This is a genomic window from Nocardioides pini (assembly GCF_026712185.1).
Classification (GTDB): Bacteria; Actinomycetota; Actinomycetes; order Propionibacteriales; family Nocardioidaceae; genus Nocardioides; species Nocardioides pini.
In genome coordinates this window covers 70,684-84,620 of sequence record NZ_JAPPUX010000006.1, presented here as the reverse complement: position 1 = coordinate 84,620, position 13,937 = coordinate 70,684, and the positions used below count along the sequence as shown (strand labels likewise).

Sequence of the window (13,937 nt, the reverse complement as noted above, 5' to 3'; positions counted from 1 at the left end):
TCCAGACACGTGCAGTTCATCGACGGCGCAGCGCCCGCCCACGACCTGACCTACGACGACGTCTTCATGGTCCCTCGCGCCTCCTCGGTCGCGAGCCGGTACGACGTCGACCTCGCCACCGACGACGGCACCGGCACGACGCTGCCGCTGGTCGTCGCGAACATGACCGCGATCGCCGGCCGGCGGATGGCCGAGACCGTCGCCCGCCGCGGCGGCATCACCGTCATCCCGCAGGACATCCCGATCCCGGTGGTCACCGACGTCGTCCGGTGGGTCAAGCAGCGGCACCGCGTCTTCGACACGCCGATCGAGCTCCGGCCCGACCAGACGGTCGCGGAGGCGCTCTCCCTCATCCCGAAGCGCGCCCACAAGGCGGCCGTGGTGGTGCGGGACGGCCGTCCCGTGGGCGTCGTCTCCGAGGCCGACTGCGCCGAGGTCGACCGCTTCGCCCAGGTCTCGACGGTGATGAACCAGCACGTCGTCACCGTGTCGGCGGGCACCGACCCTCGCGAGGTGTACGACGCGATCGAGCGGGCGAAGGCACCCCTCGCGGTCGCCGTGTCCGGGTCCGGCGAGCTCGTGGGCGTGCTGACCCGGCTCGGCGCCCTGCGCGCGACCCTCTACACCCCGGCCGTCGACGCCTCCGGCGGGCTGCGGATCGCGGCCGCGGTCGGGGTCAACGGCGAGGTCAAGGAGCGGGCCGCGGACCTGCTCGAGGCCGGCGTCGACTGCCTCGTCGTGGACACCGCCCACGGGCACCAGGACCGGATGGTCCAGGCCCTGCAGGCGGTGCGCGCCCTGTCGCCCGACGTCCCGGTCGTCGCCGGCAACGTCGTCTCCGCCGAGGGCACCCGCACGCTGATCGAGGCCGGTGCCGACATCGTCAAGGTCGGCGTCGGGCCGGGCGCCATGTGCACCACGCGGATGATGACCGGTGTCGGCCGGCCGCAGTTCTCCGCGGTGCTGGAGTGCGCCGCAGCCGCCCGCGAGCTCGGCAAGCACGTGTGGGCCGACGGAGGCGTCCGCCACCCGCGCGACGTCGCACTCGCGCTGGCCGCGGGTGCGTCCTCGGTGATGATCGGGTCCTGGTTCGCCGGCACCCACGAGTCGCCCGGCGACCTCATGCTCGACGCCGACGGTCGCCCGTTCAAGGTGTCCTTCGGCATGGCCTCGGCCCGCGCGGTGGCCAACCGCACGTCCGGCGAGTCGTCGTACGACCGCGCGCGCAAGGGTCTCTACGAGGAGGGCATCTCGTCCTCGCGGATGTACCTCGACCCCGACCGTCCCGGCGTCGAGGACCTCATCGACCAGATCTGCTCCGGCGTGCGGTCGGCCTGCACCTACGCCGGCGCCAGCGACCTCGCCCAGCTCCACGAGCGCGCGCTCGTGGGCGTCCAGTCGGCCGCCGGCTTCCACGAGGGCCGCCCGCTCGAGAAGTCGTGGTGACGTGCACCAGCTCGACTACGTCTTCGTGATGACCTACGGCAGGTCCGGGTCGACGCTGCTGATGGGCATCCTGAACTCGATCCCCGGCTGGCTGCTGCGCGGCGAGAACCGCCACGCCATGCGGCACCTCTACGACTTCCACCGCAGCGGCCTCGCCGAGCGTGCGCGTGTCGACCCCGCCCGCGCGAGCCAGCCGACGCACCCGTGGTTCGGCATCGAGGCGTTCCCCGAGGCGGCCTCGCTGCAGCACATCCGCTCGCTCGCGGACGCGACGCTGCTGCGCCCCGAGCACGACACGCGCGTGACCGGCTACAAGGAGATCCGGTGGTACGACGAGGACCTGCCCGACTACGTCGACTTCCTGCGCCAGGTCTTCCCCGGCGCCCGCTTCGTGGTCAACACGCGCAACCTCGAGGACGTGGCGGCCAGCAACTACTGGACCCACAAGGACGACCCGCTGGCGCAGGTGAAGGCGATCGAGGACAAGATCCTCGGCACGGTCGAGGGCCTCGGTGACGCGGCGTACCGCGTCCACTACGACGACTACGTCGCCGATCCCGAGGTGCTGCGCGGGCTGTTCGACTGGCTGGGCGAGGTCTACGACCAGAACCGGGTCGAAGCCGTGCTCGCCACCCCGCACTCGCGCCGGGGCAAGCACCGTGACTGACCGCGTCCTGGTCGTCTCCGCGACCGCCGCCGAGGCCGCCCACGTCCCTGCCGACCTGCCCCTCGTCATCACCGGGCTCGGCAAGACCGCGGCCGCCGCCGCGACCGCCCGCGCGCTGGCGTCGTACGACGACCTCGCCGGCCTCACGGTCGTCAACATCGGCACCGCGGGGGCGCTCCGCCCCGGGCTGAGCGGGCTGTTCGAGCCCGGCACGGTGCTCAACCACGACATCAGCGCCGACCTGGTCCGGGCGCTGGGCTACGACCCGCAGGAACGCCTCGAGGTCGGCGGGTCCGACCTCGTCCTCGCCACGGGCGACGTCTTCGTCAGCGATCCCGGCGTCCGCGACGCCCTCGCCGAGCGCGCGCACCTCGTCGACATGGAGGGGTACGCCGTCGCCTGGGCCGCCCGCGAGGCCGGCGTGCCGGTGCGGCTGGTGAAGCACGTCTCCGACACCGCCGACGAGTCCGCCCTCGACTGGCCGTCGATGGTCGAGGCGTCCGCGCTCGCGCTGGGGGAGTGGTTGCGCGACCACGTCTGAGGTCGACAGCCGGGTCGCCGTCCGTGGGTGCCCCGCGCGGGCTACGTTGCTCGGATGGAGCTGGGTCACCTGACCTTGGGCGACGGCCGTCGCGTCGACACCTACGTCGGCGGGGACCCGGACGGAGCAACGGTCCTCGTCCAGCACGGGATGCCGCAGTGCCGCCTGGTGGCCGCCCATCTCGAGGACGGTGCCCGTGCCGCGGGGGTGCGCCTGCTCGCGCTCAGCCGACCCGGCTCCGGCCTCTCCTCGTGGGCGGAGCCCAGCCTTGCCTCCTGCGGCCGCGACGCCCTCGAGGTGGCGTCCGCCCTCGGTGCCGAGACGTTCGCCGTCCTCGGCATCTCCTTCGGCGCCCCCTTCGCGGCGGCCACCGCAGCGCGCGACCCGGAACGGGTCACGGCGCTCGGCATCTGCGTCGGGATCGGTCCCTGGCGGGTCCTCGACGCCGACGACCCGGACCTCGCCGCGGAGATCGACATCCTCGCCCTCGACGACCAGGGTCGCACCGCTGAAGCCGTCGACGCCTACCGCGACCTCATGTCGGGTGTGTTCGACGACCTGCTGGGCAAGGAGACCGACGAGGAGCTGATGGTCGCGTTCGATGCCCTGATCGGCCCCGACGGCACGTCAGCCGTCGACCTCGAGGCGTTTCCGCCGATGTGGCGCGGCCGGTTCGCCCGCGACGTGCGCGACGCGCTCACCACCTACGACGGCATCGCGCACGACAACATCGCGGTGGGTCGGGACTGGGACATCGACCTCACCGCCATCCGTCAGCCGACGCACCTCTGGTACGGCGCCGACGACGACCTGCTGCCCATCGAGCACGCGCGCTGGTGGCAGTCACAGGTTCCCCACGCGCAGCTCACCATCCGGCCGGGCACCAGCCACGGCGGTGCTTACTTCGTGCACGGCGAGGAGATGCTCCGCACGTTGACGGCGGGAGCCTGAGCCACTCCCAGGAGGCCTCAAGAAGGGCGTTCGATCCCGACGTTGTCGAGCCGGCCACCGTCACTGTCGGTGGTTCCGGATACAATCGAACACATGATCGAGGCGCTGGCGGGACCGGAAGCGGGTGGGGTCGAGGACCTCACCGCCTCCGACCTGCTCGCGCTCGCCAGGGACCAGAGGATCGCCGAGGACATGGCTGCGGCGCAGCTCCTGGTGACCGCCGCTCGGTGGGCTGACCTGCACCCCCCGGAGTCGATCCACTCGGCCGCGGCGTTCACGGTGCCGGGTTCCGAGCACGAGGAGCCCATCGCGGGTGAGGGTGCGCCGCTGGTGGCGGAGTTCTGCCTCGCCGAGCTCGGCGGGGTCCTCGGGACCTCGACCACTGCGGCGAAGAAGCTCGTCGGCCACGCCCTCGAGCTGCGCCACCGCCTCCCCCGTTTGTGGGCGCTGGTCCTGGCCGGGCGGGTGCCGGCGTGGCGGGCCCGCCTGGTGGCCGAGAGGACCATCCACGCGACGCCCGCGCTGACCCCGGAGGCGGCCGGGTTCGTGGACGCGCAGGTCGCCGCCGTGGCCGGGAAGGTCGGTCCGGCGCAGCTCGACCGGCTCGTGGCCGAGGCGATCAAGCGGTTCGACCTCGCCGAAGCGGATCCGGCCGCGGATCCGGAGGACGGCTACCTGTCGGTCGACCCGCGGCACGTGACGATCCACGACGAAGACGTGCACTTCGCCGGGACGATGCGGCTGGAGGCCGAGCTCGACATCGCCGACGCCGTCGACCTCGACCGGGCACTCGCCCACGGCGCTGCCATGTTGAAGGCGCTCGGCTCCGATGCGCCGTTGGGGGCTCGCCGCTCTGCGGCGTTGGGTGATCTGGCTAGGACGCAGACCGCCCTCGACCTCCACGCGAGCGGTCAGGGCAGCCCTCGTGACGCTGACGGGCTTCCCGTCGCCCGCGAGGTCGTCCTCCACGCCCACTTCGACGCCGGCTTCGCCGGCGAGGCGACCGTGTTCGGTCCGACGGGGCGGATGGAGGAGCGCCGGCGCCTCGTGCTGCTGGACGAGGTGAAGGACTGGTGCGCAGACTCCCGCACCAAGGTCACCATCAAGCCGGTCATCGACCTCAACGCCCAGCTGCACACAGACGCCTACGAGGTCCCCGACCGGATCCGCGAGCAGGTCGTTCTCCGGGACCGCACCTGCGTGTTCCCGTGGTGCACCCGTCCCGCCCGCGGCTGCGACGTCGACCACGTCATCGAGCACGACCACGACGCCGCGGCCGAGGGACGTCCCCAACCCGGACCCACCGCCACCTGGAATCTCGCCTGCCTGTGCCGGTTCCACCACAGGTTGAAGACCCACACCGCCTGGACCTACCGGATGACCGAGCCCGGGGTGTTCGAGTGGACCAGCCCCCACGGCCATCGCTACCGACGCGACCAGACCGGCAGCAGCCCGGTCGATCCTGCTGAGCCACCCGACCCGCCCGGCATCCCACGCCCGCGCCGACCTCGCGGACCTCGCCGACGATGACCCCGCCCCACACCCCGCCACGGACCACGTAGCGGGGCCACGGGCGCGTCCGTCGACGTGCGGAGCCCTAGGGTGGCCGGATGGACCTCGTGCGGCGCTTCAGCAGCGAGGCCTATGTGCAGGCGCTGTCCTCGTGGACGTGGCTCGAAGGCCTCGAACGGTCGAAGCCGGTCCTGGCAAACGCGTTCGGCGACGTGTTCCTCCAGGCGCCCGACGGATCGTTCTCGTTCCTGGGCACGGTCGAGGGCAGCCTGGTCCCGACGTGGCCCGACGCGGCGAGCCTGCAGGCCGCCGTGAACACGAGGGAGGCGCAGGAGCAGTACCTCCTGTCGCACCTCGTGCACGCTGCTGCCGAGGCGGGCATGGACCCGGGACCCGACCAGGTCCTGTCGTTCACGGTCCCGCCGGTCCTCGGGGGCGAGCTGTCGGTCGAGAACATCGAGCCGGCAGACTTCGTGGTGTCGGTCAACATCGCCGGGCAGGTCCACGAGCAGGTCCGGTCGCTCCCGCCGGGCACGCCGGTCACCGACGTCCGGATCCGGTGAGCACGACGGCACTCACGCGCGGAGGCGCCGTGCAAGGGTGTGCCCATGATCATCAATCCCGGCAGCGACCGTCCGCAGGGACCGTGGGACCCGGACGCGAAGAAGACGTGGATCGACACCCGGAACTTCTGGGTGCTGCTCCCATTGCTGCTGGTGATGGTCGGCACCGTGGTGCTCGTGTCACTCTTCGGCTCCTGAGGGACGACCGGGCATGGCGTGGACGCAGACGACCGACGCGGCCGAGCTCTGGCGTCACGCAGGGCCGTGGCTCGGCGAGCACCCGGTCGAGGACGCGCCCCTGCTGGCCGAGGTCGGCCACCTCCTCGCCACGGACGCCGCGCCCGAGGGGCTCGAGTGCGGCTGGTGGACTGACGACGTCGGTGCAGTCGGCGGGGCGTACGTCCGGGCGCCGCTCCACAACCCGCTCCTGACGCGCATGTCCCGCACCGCGCTGGACGAGCTGGCGCGCCGCATCGGGCGGCCGGGTGGTCTGGGTGTGCCGGGCGCCATCGCGGAGGAGGTCGTGGACGCGTGGGCGGGGGCTGGCACGCGTCTGGAGCCCGCTCGGGCCTTCACGGTGCACGTGCTGGACCGGCCGGTCGCGGCGCCCGTCCGCGACGGCCGACCGCGCGTCGCCGGACCGGACGACCGGGCGATGCTCCACGGGTGGTTCGACCAGCTGATGGCGGGCCTCCCCGGCGACCCCAGCGACCGCGCGTACGTCGTCGACGACCCACTCGACAGCGGGGCGCTGGTGCTGTGGGAGGTCGACGGTGATCCGGTCGCGATGTGCGGCCGCAGCCGCACGCTCGCGGGCACGGTGCGGATGGGCGCGTGCTACGCGCCGGGCGGCGAGGACGCGCACGCCGAGGCCGCCTTCGGCGCGGCGGTGGACGAGGCGCGTCGCCACGCCCGCCACGTGACCGTCCTGGCGGCGGCCGACGACGAGGACGAGGCCGCCCGACTGGCGGCGCACGGCTTCGTCCCGGCGGCCACGCGGGTGGCGCTCACGGCGCGCGACGACTGCTGACCGGACCGTGGCGCAGGGTCCGCAGCACACCGCCCCCGACGGTCCGGGGACGGAGGACCGCCGACCCCGACCAGGCGCTGTCCTGCATCCCGGCGAGCGTCTCGGCGAGGACCGTGGCCGCGTCGGTCACCGGCGCCCAGCCCAGCTCCGTCCGCGCCCGGGCGGTGTCGAGCAGGGGGACGGCGTAGCCCAGGTCGATCCACCCGGGGTCGAGCGGCTGCACCCGCGCGTGCCAGCTGGCCGACACGGCCGCGCGCACGACGCCGGACGGGACGTGGACGAGGCGGGCACCGAGGGCGTCGGCGACGTCCTGGGCGGTGACCGGTGGCTCGGCCGCGAGGTTGAACGCGCCCGGTGCGCGGGCCTCCAGGATCCGCGCGATCGCGTCGGCCACGTCGTCGGCGTGCACCATCGGGATGACGAGCCCCGCGTCGATCGGCACGACGGGCACGTGCCGCAGCAGGCCGGCGGGGACGATCGCGGGCAGGCCGTAGCGCAGCAGGGCACTGCCCGCGGCACGCTGGCCGACGATGCCGGGACGCACGCGGCTGACGACGACGTCGGGGGCGTCGACCTCCAGCTCGTCGAGCAGCCGCTCCGCCGCAGCCTTGTGCCGGCTGTACATCGACGTCGGCACGCCACCGGTGGGCCAGGACTCGTCCACCGGCGCGTCGTCCTCCTTGGGTGAGTAGGCGCCCACCGAGGACATGTGCACAAGGTGCGGCACGCCCGCGGCCACCACGGCGTCGATGACCCGTCCCGTGCCGCCGACGCCGAGCTCGCGGAGGCGGTCCTCCCGGTGCGAGGGCTGGAACCCCCACGCGAGGTGCACGACCGCGTCGGCACCCGCGCAGGCGGCGTGCAGCCTGTCCGTGTGCGTGTCGTCGGTGAGGTCGACGGACGACCACTGCATCGCGGGGAACGACACGTCCCTGCGCGGTGGGCGCCGGACGAGCCCGACCAGCTCGTGACCGCCGTCCCGGGCCAGTCGCCGGACAAGGGCCGAGCCGACGTTGCCGCTGGCTCCCGTGATGACGATGCGCATGGCGACCCGTACCCCGGTCAGGGGCTGAGCAGACTCAGCGCGAGGTGTTGGCCGTCCGCCCCTTGGTGACGCCGACGAAGGCCTGCGTCACCTCGTCGTCGCGCTCGACGAGCCACACCAGCGCGATCGTCGTCGGCTCGAGGTCGGAGACCACGCGCGTCACGACGTCCTTGCGCTGGTGGAGCCGCGCGACCGACATCGGTACGACGACGACACCGGTGCCGGCGGCGACGGTCTCCACCGCCTCCTGCTCGCTCATCGGCGGCCAGTCGAGCTGCTCGGCCGAGGGCGTCCAGCCGCTCGGGTGCGGGCGGACGAGCTGCTCGTCGTCGAGGTCGGCGGTCGTGACCTCCTCGTCCGCGGCGGCGAGCACGTGGTCGCGCGAGGCCACCGCCACCTGCAGCTCGTCGTAGAGCCGGACGCAGTGCAGCCCGTCCCGGTCGACGGGGAGGCGTACGAGCGCCATGTCGAGGTTGCCGTCGCGCACGCCGACGACCTGGTCGGACTCCGTCACCGGCACGAGCTCGAGGGGCTCGCGGCGGCGGTCGCGCCAGTGGCGGGCCCACTTGTCGGGGGTCGCGCCGGTGACGAACCCGATCCGCAGAGTGTCGGTCATGGCACCGAGCCTAGGCGTCAGGACCGGCTCCGCGATCGGCGCGGCGCGGGAGCCGCTGCACGTACCTGTGGAGAGCGGCTCCCGCGTCGCGGAGGTCAGCGGCGGACGGTCTCGAGGTCGTCCTCGTCGACCCTGTCCTCGTCGACGGTGCCCTCGTCCACCTCGCCCTTCTCCACGGAGAGGACGAAGTCGTCGCCGTGCTCGGTGACACCGGTGATGACGGCGGCCTCCACGGCCTCGATGGCGTACTTGCGCCGCACCACGCGCGGGTCCTGCGCGAGGTCCTTCACCAGCGCCACCGCCAGGCCGATCATGATGAGCACGAAGGGCAGGGCCGCGATCACCGTGATGGTCTGCAGCCCGCTGAGTGCGTCCGCGCCGCCCACGAGCAGCATCACCGCGGCGACGGCACCGGTGGCCACGCCCCAGAAGATGACGGTCGGCCGGCTCGGGTGGATGGTGCCGCGCTCGGAGAGCGAGCCCATGACGATCGAGGCGGCGTCGGCGCCGGAGACGAAGAAGATGCCGACGAGGACCATCACGACGATGCTGGACACGGTGGCCAGCGGGTAGGCGTCGAGGGTGCTGAACAGCTGGTTCTCCAGGCCACCCGCGCCGGCGATGTCGGTGCCGGCCTGCTGCAGGTCCATCGCGGCGCCGCCGAAGATGCAGAACCACACGACGCTGATCATGCTCGGCACCAGGAGCACGCCGGTGACGAACTGGCGGATGGTGCGGCCGCGGGAGATGCGGGCGATGAACATGCCCACGAAGGGCGTCCAGGAGAGCCACCAGGCCCAGTAGAAGACGGTCCAGGTCGACAGCCAGGAGCTGACCTCGTCACCCTCGGCGGCGGTCCGTGCGGCCATCATCGGGAGGTCGGCGACGTAGCTGCCGATCGAGGTGGGCACCAGGTTGAGGATGAACACTGTGGGCCCGACCACGAAGACGAAGAGGGCGAGCGCCACGGCCAGGACCATGTTGATGTTGGACAGCCACTGGATGCCCTTGGCGACGCCGGAGACGGCGGAGAGCACGAAGGCGGCGGTGAGGACGGCGATGATGCCGACCAGGACGCCGTTGCCGGTGTCGCCGAGCCCGGCGACGATCTGCAGGCCGGACTCGATCTGCAGGGCGCCGAGGCCGAGCGAGGTCGCCGAGCCGAAGAGGGTCGCGAAGATCGCGAACATGTCGATCGCCTTGCCGCCCAGGCCGTGGGCGTGGCGGCCCAGCAGCGGCTCGAAGGCCGAGCTGATCAGCTGGAGGCGGCCCTTGCGGTAGACGCCGTACGCCACCGCGAGCCCGACGACCGCGTAGATCGCCCAGGGGTGCAGCGTCCAGTGGAACATTGTGGTCGCCATCGCGTGCTGGGCAGCCTCGGTGTTGCCGGCCTCGCCGGTGCCCGGCGGCGGGGTGACGAAGTGGGTGACGGGCTCGCTGACGCCGTAGAACATCAGGCCGATGCCCATGCCGGCGCTGAACATCATGGCCACCCACGAGACGGTCCGGAACTCGGGCTCCTCGTCGTCACGACCGAGCGGGATGTTGCCGAACTTGCCCAGCGCCAGCCAGATGACGAAGACGACGAAGGCGCTCGAGGTCAGCACGAACAGCCAGCCGGTGTTCCGCATCGTCCAGGCCAGGCCGCTGCCCGAGGCCTCGGCGAGGCTGTCGGTGCTGAGGAAGCCCCACACCAGGAAGGCGAGGCTCACGACGGCCGTGACGCCGAAGACCACCTTGTCGAGGCCCGTCTCGCGGGGCTCGGTGGGCTCGATCGCCGCGTCCAGGGCGGGGTGCGGCTCGTCGGGGAGGTCGGGTGTGGGCAGGTCGCGTGGGTGTTCGATTCCTGTGGCCATCCGACGACCAGACCAAAGAAGCGCTCCGGTGCGCAAACCGGGAGTATGCGGGCTCGCTCACACTGAGACGAGGCCCACAGGGCCGGTGCCGCTCAGCTGTGCCCCGACGCCAGGGCCCGGCCCCAGGCACGCGCGCGCTCGAGCTCGCCGTCCAGGAGCGGTCCGGGGGAGTCCTCGACGTAGAAGGACTCGCTGGCGACCATCCGCCCGAGCCGGTGCCTCGACACGAACCGGGCGGCCGCGCGGGCCGCCGACCCGGGCAGCCGGCGCACCTGCTCGGCGCGGGTGTCGAAGGTGGCGACGGCGGTCGAGGCGTTGTTCCTCGGCAGGGTCTCCAGCCACTCCCGGATCCCCGGGCCCTCGTGGCCGGGCTCCGCCCCGCGGTCGTGGGCGTCGTGCCGGGTGCTGGGCCGGCTCATCGAGAAGGCGTGGGTCGGGCCGCCGAGGACGACCAGGTCGACGTCGGTGGGGATCGGGGACGGGGCCGAACCGACGTCGACGACCTCGACCGGACCGCCGGCGCTGTCGTTCAGGCCGTCGGCGATCGCCTGCGCGACGGCTCGGGTGTTGCCCCAGTGGGACTCGTGGACGACCAGTGCGGTCATGGCGTGCTCCTCTCGTGCAAGGGGGTGGAGGCGGTGGACGGGGCCGGGGCGAAGGAGCGCAGCCACCGCACCGTCAGCCACGCGGTCGCCGCGAGCAGCAGGAGACTGGGCACGGCGTCCGGGCCGAGGTGGACGTCGGCGTCCGTCGCGAGCGCCAGGACGGGACCGGCCCACAGCGCGGTGAAGAGCGTCAGGATCTTGAGCACCGCCACGGTGGCCAGCGCGCCGGCCGCGGCCCGACCGCGCAGCAGGAGCACGCCCACCGCGGCGATGGCGGGCAGCACGGCGGCGAGGTCGAGGACGAAGACGGGGTACGGCGTGCCGCCCACGCCCTGCGGCTCCGGCGGGCTTCCCCCGAGGGCGTACGGCACCAGCACCGAGAGCCACAGCCCCGCGAACAGGACGGCCGTGACGACGAGGACCCAGCCGGTCGTCCGGGTCAACCGCGGGGACGCGCCGGACACCGGCGGACGGTCGTGGATTCCCAGCAGGCCGCCGAGCAGTCCGGCCCCCGACAGGGAGACGATGACGACGTAGGCGAGGAACGCCCGGTTCATCGGCACACCCATGACGTAGATCAGGTAGCTGTAGAGCAGGTACGCCAGCAGCCCGAGCCGCGCGAGGTGGGTCGCGACGGACGTGACCGGCCGGCGGACCAGGAGGACCAGCAGGACCGCCACCACGATGCTGCACGCGTCCTGCGCCCGCGCGGACACCACGGTGGCCTCGGGCAACGAGCGGTACGGCGTCTCGGCGAGGAGCCCGTAGAGGGACGCGGCCACCACGGCGGTGGCCAGCACCCACGTCGACGCGAGCGTCGCGCGCGAGCGGGGGACGCCGTCCACCGGGGGCAGGGGCGGCGGCGCAGCGACCGGCCCGGTGGCCGCGACCGGCGCGGGTTCGCCGAGTGCGGGCCAGTCGGAGCGCGCGGCCGCCACGAGCACCAGGAGCGCCGGGACGCTCCACAGCCAGAACCCGAAGCCGAACGACATCAGCAGGACGTGGAAGACGATCACGCCGACCCAGCCGGCCCGGGCCGCCGCACCGCCGCGCAGGAGCAGCAGTCCCAGCACGACCTCGCCGGCGGCCAGCGCCAGGATCCACGGGACCGGGTGGGTCATGACGACGTCGTGCCAGGTGTCGGTGACGAACGGCCAGAACGCGCCGTCGGCGAAGGTCCGGTAGGTGTCGGGGTCCGCCGCCACGATGCCCGCGTTGATGCCGCCCATGACGAGGTAGAACCCGCCGACGAAGCGGCGTACGACGGAGGCGCGCGTGCGCCGGCGCGGCACGGCGTCGAGGCTCGTGCGGGGCTCCAGCGTCGTGGTCACGACGGCACCTCCCGTCCTCCACCTCGAGCATCCACTGGTGTGCGGGGGACGGGTCAGGGGCGAAGGTCGGCGTCGGCGAGGACCTAGGTCCCCGGCTTGCCGGCCTCGGCGTAGGAGCGCACCACTGACACGGTGAGCGGGAAGTCGACGGGGAGCTCGCGGAACAGCAGCCGGCCCGCGGTGGTCGCCGCCTCGGCCAGCTCGGCGGCCACGGCGTCGGCGAGCCCGGCCGGGGCGTGCACGACCACCTCGTCGTGGAGGAAGAGGACGAGGTGGGGCCGGTCGTCGAGGGCACCCCGGGCGCCGAGGCGCCAGAGACGGTTGCGGAGGTCGGCGACCCAGCACAGCGCCCACTCGGCGCCGGTGCCCTGCACCACGAAGTTGCGGGTGAACCGGCCGAAGGAGCGACGCCGCCGGTCGAGGTCGTGGAGGTCGGCCGGGGGTGCGTCGGGCGACTCGTCCCAGGACCCGCCGAGGGTCGGGCTGCCCCGCCCGAGCAGGGTGCGGACCACCTGTCCGCGCTCGCCCGCCCGGGCGGCCTCCTCGACCAGCCCGAACGCCTGCGGGTAGCGCCTGGTCAGGCCGGCCACCATCCGGCCGCTCTCACCGCTGGTGGCGCCGTACATCGCGCCCAGCAGGCCGAGCTTGGCGTCCTGCCGGGTGGCGACGGCGCCGGCGTCGACCATGCCCTGGTAGAGGTCGGCGCCCCGCGCGGCCCCCGCCAGCGCGCGGTCGCCGCTCATCCCGGCCAGCACGCGCGGCTCGAGCTGCGCGACGTCGGCGACGACGAGGACCCAGCCCTCGTCGGCGACGGCCGCCGAGCGCACCTGTGCCGGGAACGACAGGGCGCCGCCACCGTTGGACGACCACCGCCCCGTCGCCGACCCCGCGGGCTGGTAGACCGCGCGGAACCTGCCGTCGCGGACCCACTCGTCGATCCACGCCCAGCCGTTGGTCGAGAACAGGTGGGCGAGGGACTTGTAGCGCAGCAGCGGCTCGACGACCGCGTGGTCGACGGCGCGCAGGCTCGACGCGCGGGTGTCGGAGACGTCCACGCCGGCTCGCCGCAGCGCCGCCAGCAGGTCGGGTCGGGAGTCCGGGTTGAGGCCGGGGGCGTCGAGGACGCGGCGCACGTCGTCGGCGCACTCCGCCAGGAGGCGGGGGCGCGCGCCGCGGGGCGGACGCGGCCCGAGCTTCTCGGTGAGCAGCGCCTCGTGGACGTCGACGCGCCACGGCACGCCCGCGTGGGTCATCTCGGCGGCCGCCAGCGCACCGGCCGACTCCGCCGCGACGAGCAGCCTGAGCCGCGCGGCGTCGGGGGACGCGTCGATCGCCGCCAGCTGTCGTACGTCCTCCACGTCGGCGCGCAGGTGGTCGAGGGCGTCGTCCCCGCTGAACAGGACGGGCTCCGTCACGGCCGCGGCGGCCGGTCGCAGCCGGTCCCACAGCCCGGCCTCGTCGCCGGCCAGCAGCGACGGGTCGACGGCCGGCGCCCGGGCCAGCAGGCGCCGGCACAGCCGGAGGTCGTGGCACCGGGCCACCCGCACCCCGGCGGCCAGGAGCGGGGGGTACCACCGCGCGGTGTCGTCCCAGACCCACCGCGGGGTCTCGGGCTCGCGCTCGCTGACGTACGACGGCAGGTCGGCGACCGCGACCTCGTGGGTCGCGCCTTCCTCGGACACCCGCACGCGCTCGCCGGGCAGCCGGGACAGGCGGACACGCGTCATGGGGACAGCCTCCCCGACACCACCGACGCCCAGGACGCCCCGCGCCG

General features: G+C 73.5%; 14 protein-coding genes. 8 read left to right on the top strand and 6 right to left on the bottom strand.

Annotated elements, in window-relative coordinates; translation table 11 throughout:
- Positions 1–9: 9 nt before the first annotated feature.
- The 8 genes from NYO98_RS20150 (at position 10) to NYO98_RS20115 (ending at position 6,710) form a co-directional block, all read left to right on the top strand.
- Positions 10–1,446 (top strand): GuaB1 family IMP dehydrogenase-related protein, encoded by a 1,437-nt coding sequence (locus NYO98_RS20150; protein ID WP_268113644.1) that lies wholly within the window; start codon positions 10–12, stop codon positions 1,444–1,446.
- Between the two features lies 1 nt (position 1,447).
- Positions 1,448–2,113, top strand: a complete 666-nt coding sequence (locus NYO98_RS20145; protein ID WP_268113643.1) for a sulfotransferase — start codon at positions 1,448–1,450, stop codon at positions 2,111–2,113.
- Positions 2,106–2,654 carry a nucleosidase gene (locus NYO98_RS20140; RefSeq protein ID WP_268113642.1) on the top strand — a complete coding sequence of 183 codons (549 nt, stop codon included), beginning with the start codon at positions 2,106–2,108 and terminating at the stop codon, positions 2,652–2,654. Before NYO98_RS20145 ends, NYO98_RS20140 begins: the two co-directional genes overlap by 8 nt.
- Positions 2,655–2,708: 54 nt before the next feature.
- Entirely contained in the window at positions 2,709–3,605 is an 897-nt protein-coding gene (locus NYO98_RS20135) for an alpha/beta fold hydrolase (RefSeq protein ID WP_268113641.1), read from the top strand.
- 93 nt (positions 3,606–3,698) lie between these two features.
- On the top strand, positions 3,699–5,135 hold the full coding sequence (locus NYO98_RS20130; RefSeq protein WP_268113640.1) for an HNH endonuclease signature motif containing protein: 1,437 nt from the start codon (positions 3,699–3,701) through the stop codon (positions 5,133–5,135).
- 80 nt (positions 5,136–5,215) lie between these two features.
- A complete protein-coding gene (locus NYO98_RS20125; protein WP_268113639.1) occupies positions 5,216–5,680 on the top strand; it encodes a T6SS immunity protein Tdi1 domain-containing protein in 465 nt (154 codons plus the stop codon).
- Positions 5,681–5,725: 45 nt separating this feature from the next.
- A complete protein-coding gene (locus tag NYO98_RS20120; protein ID WP_268113638.1) occupies positions 5,726–5,878 on the top strand; it encodes a hypothetical protein in 153 nt (50 codons plus the stop codon).
- A gap of 13 nt (positions 5,879–5,891) precedes the next feature.
- A complete protein-coding gene (locus NYO98_RS20115; protein WP_268113636.1) occupies positions 5,892–6,710 on the top strand; it encodes a hypothetical protein in 819 nt (272 codons plus the stop codon).
- Here NYO98_RS20115 and NYO98_RS20110 read toward each other — a convergent pair.
- From NYO98_RS20110 to NYO98_RS20085, 6 genes are all read right to left on the bottom strand, one after another.
- Positions 6,688–7,755 carry an NAD-dependent epimerase/dehydratase family protein gene (locus NYO98_RS20110; RefSeq protein WP_268113635.1) on the bottom strand — a complete coding sequence of 356 codons (1,068 nt, stop codon included), beginning with the start codon at positions 7,753–7,755 and terminating at the stop codon, positions 6,688–6,690. The two genes, NYO98_RS20115 and NYO98_RS20110, sit on opposite strands and share 23 nt — an antisense overlap.
- A 34-nt stretch (positions 7,756–7,789) precedes the next feature.
- Positions 7,790–8,371, bottom strand: coding sequence for a LysR substrate-binding domain-containing protein (locus NYO98_RS20105; protein WP_268113634.1), 582 nt, complete (start codon positions 8,369–8,371; stop codon positions 7,790–7,792).
- 95 nt (positions 8,372–8,466) lie between these two features.
- Positions 8,467–10,227, bottom strand: coding sequence for a BCCT family transporter (locus tag NYO98_RS20100; protein WP_268113633.1), 1,761 nt, complete (start codon positions 10,225–10,227; stop codon positions 8,467–8,469).
- Between the two features lie 92 nt (positions 10,228–10,319).
- Positions 10,320–10,832 carry a flavodoxin family protein gene (locus NYO98_RS20095; RefSeq protein ID WP_268113632.1) on the bottom strand — a complete coding sequence of 171 codons (513 nt, stop codon included), beginning with the start codon at positions 10,830–10,832 and terminating at the stop codon, positions 10,320–10,322.
- Positions 10,829–12,163: a hypothetical protein gene (locus NYO98_RS20090; protein WP_268113631.1), complete on the bottom strand. Its 1,335-nt coding sequence runs from the start codon at positions 12,161–12,163 to the stop codon at positions 10,829–10,831. Before NYO98_RS20090 ends, NYO98_RS20095 begins: the two co-directional genes overlap by 4 nt.
- A gap of 83 nt (positions 12,164–12,246) precedes the next feature.
- Entirely contained in the window at positions 12,247–13,890 is a 1,644-nt protein-coding gene (locus NYO98_RS20085; protein WP_268113630.1) for a bifunctional 3'-5' exonuclease/DNA polymerase, read from the bottom strand.
- Positions 13,891–13,937 lie beyond the last annotated feature (47 nt).

Bases quoted from the DNA above. Each gene is read 5' to 3' on its own strand.
- NYO98_RS20135 (WP_268113641.1), top strand. From the start codon at position 2,709: ATGGAGCTGGGTCACCTGACCTTGGGCGACGGCCGTCGCGTCGACACC.
- NYO98_RS20130 (WP_268113640.1), top strand. From the start codon at position 3,699: ATGATCGAGGCGCTGGCGGGACCGGAAGCGGGTGGGGTCGAGGACCTC.
- NYO98_RS20125 (WP_268113639.1), top strand. From the start codon at position 5,216: ATGGACCTCGTGCGGCGCTTCAGCAGCGAGGCCTATGTGCAGGCGCTG.
- NYO98_RS20120 (WP_268113638.1), top strand. From the start codon at position 5,726: ATGATCATCAATCCCGGCAGCGACCGTCCGCAGGGACCGTGGGACCCG.
- NYO98_RS20115 (WP_268113636.1), top strand. From the start codon at position 5,892: ATGGCGTGGACGCAGACGACCGACGCGGCCGAGCTCTGGCGTCACGCA.
- NYO98_RS20110 (WP_268113635.1), bottom strand. From the start codon at position 7,755: ATGCGCATCGTCATCACGGGAGCCAGCGGCAACGTCGGCTCGGCCCTT.
- NYO98_RS20105 (WP_268113634.1), bottom strand. From the start codon at position 8,371: ATGACCGACACTCTGCGGATCGGGTTCGTCACCGGCGCGACCCCCGAC.
- NYO98_RS20100 (WP_268113633.1), bottom strand. From the start codon at position 10,227: ATGGCCACAGGAATCGAACACCCACGCGACCTGCCCACACCCGACCTC.
- NYO98_RS20095 (WP_268113632.1), bottom strand. From the start codon at position 10,832: ATGACCGCACTGGTCGTCCACGAGTCCCACTGGGGCAACACCCGAGCC.
- NYO98_RS20085 (WP_268113630.1), bottom strand. From the start codon at position 13,890: ATGACGCGTGTCCGCCTGTCCCGGCTGCCCGGCGAGCGCGTGCGGGTG.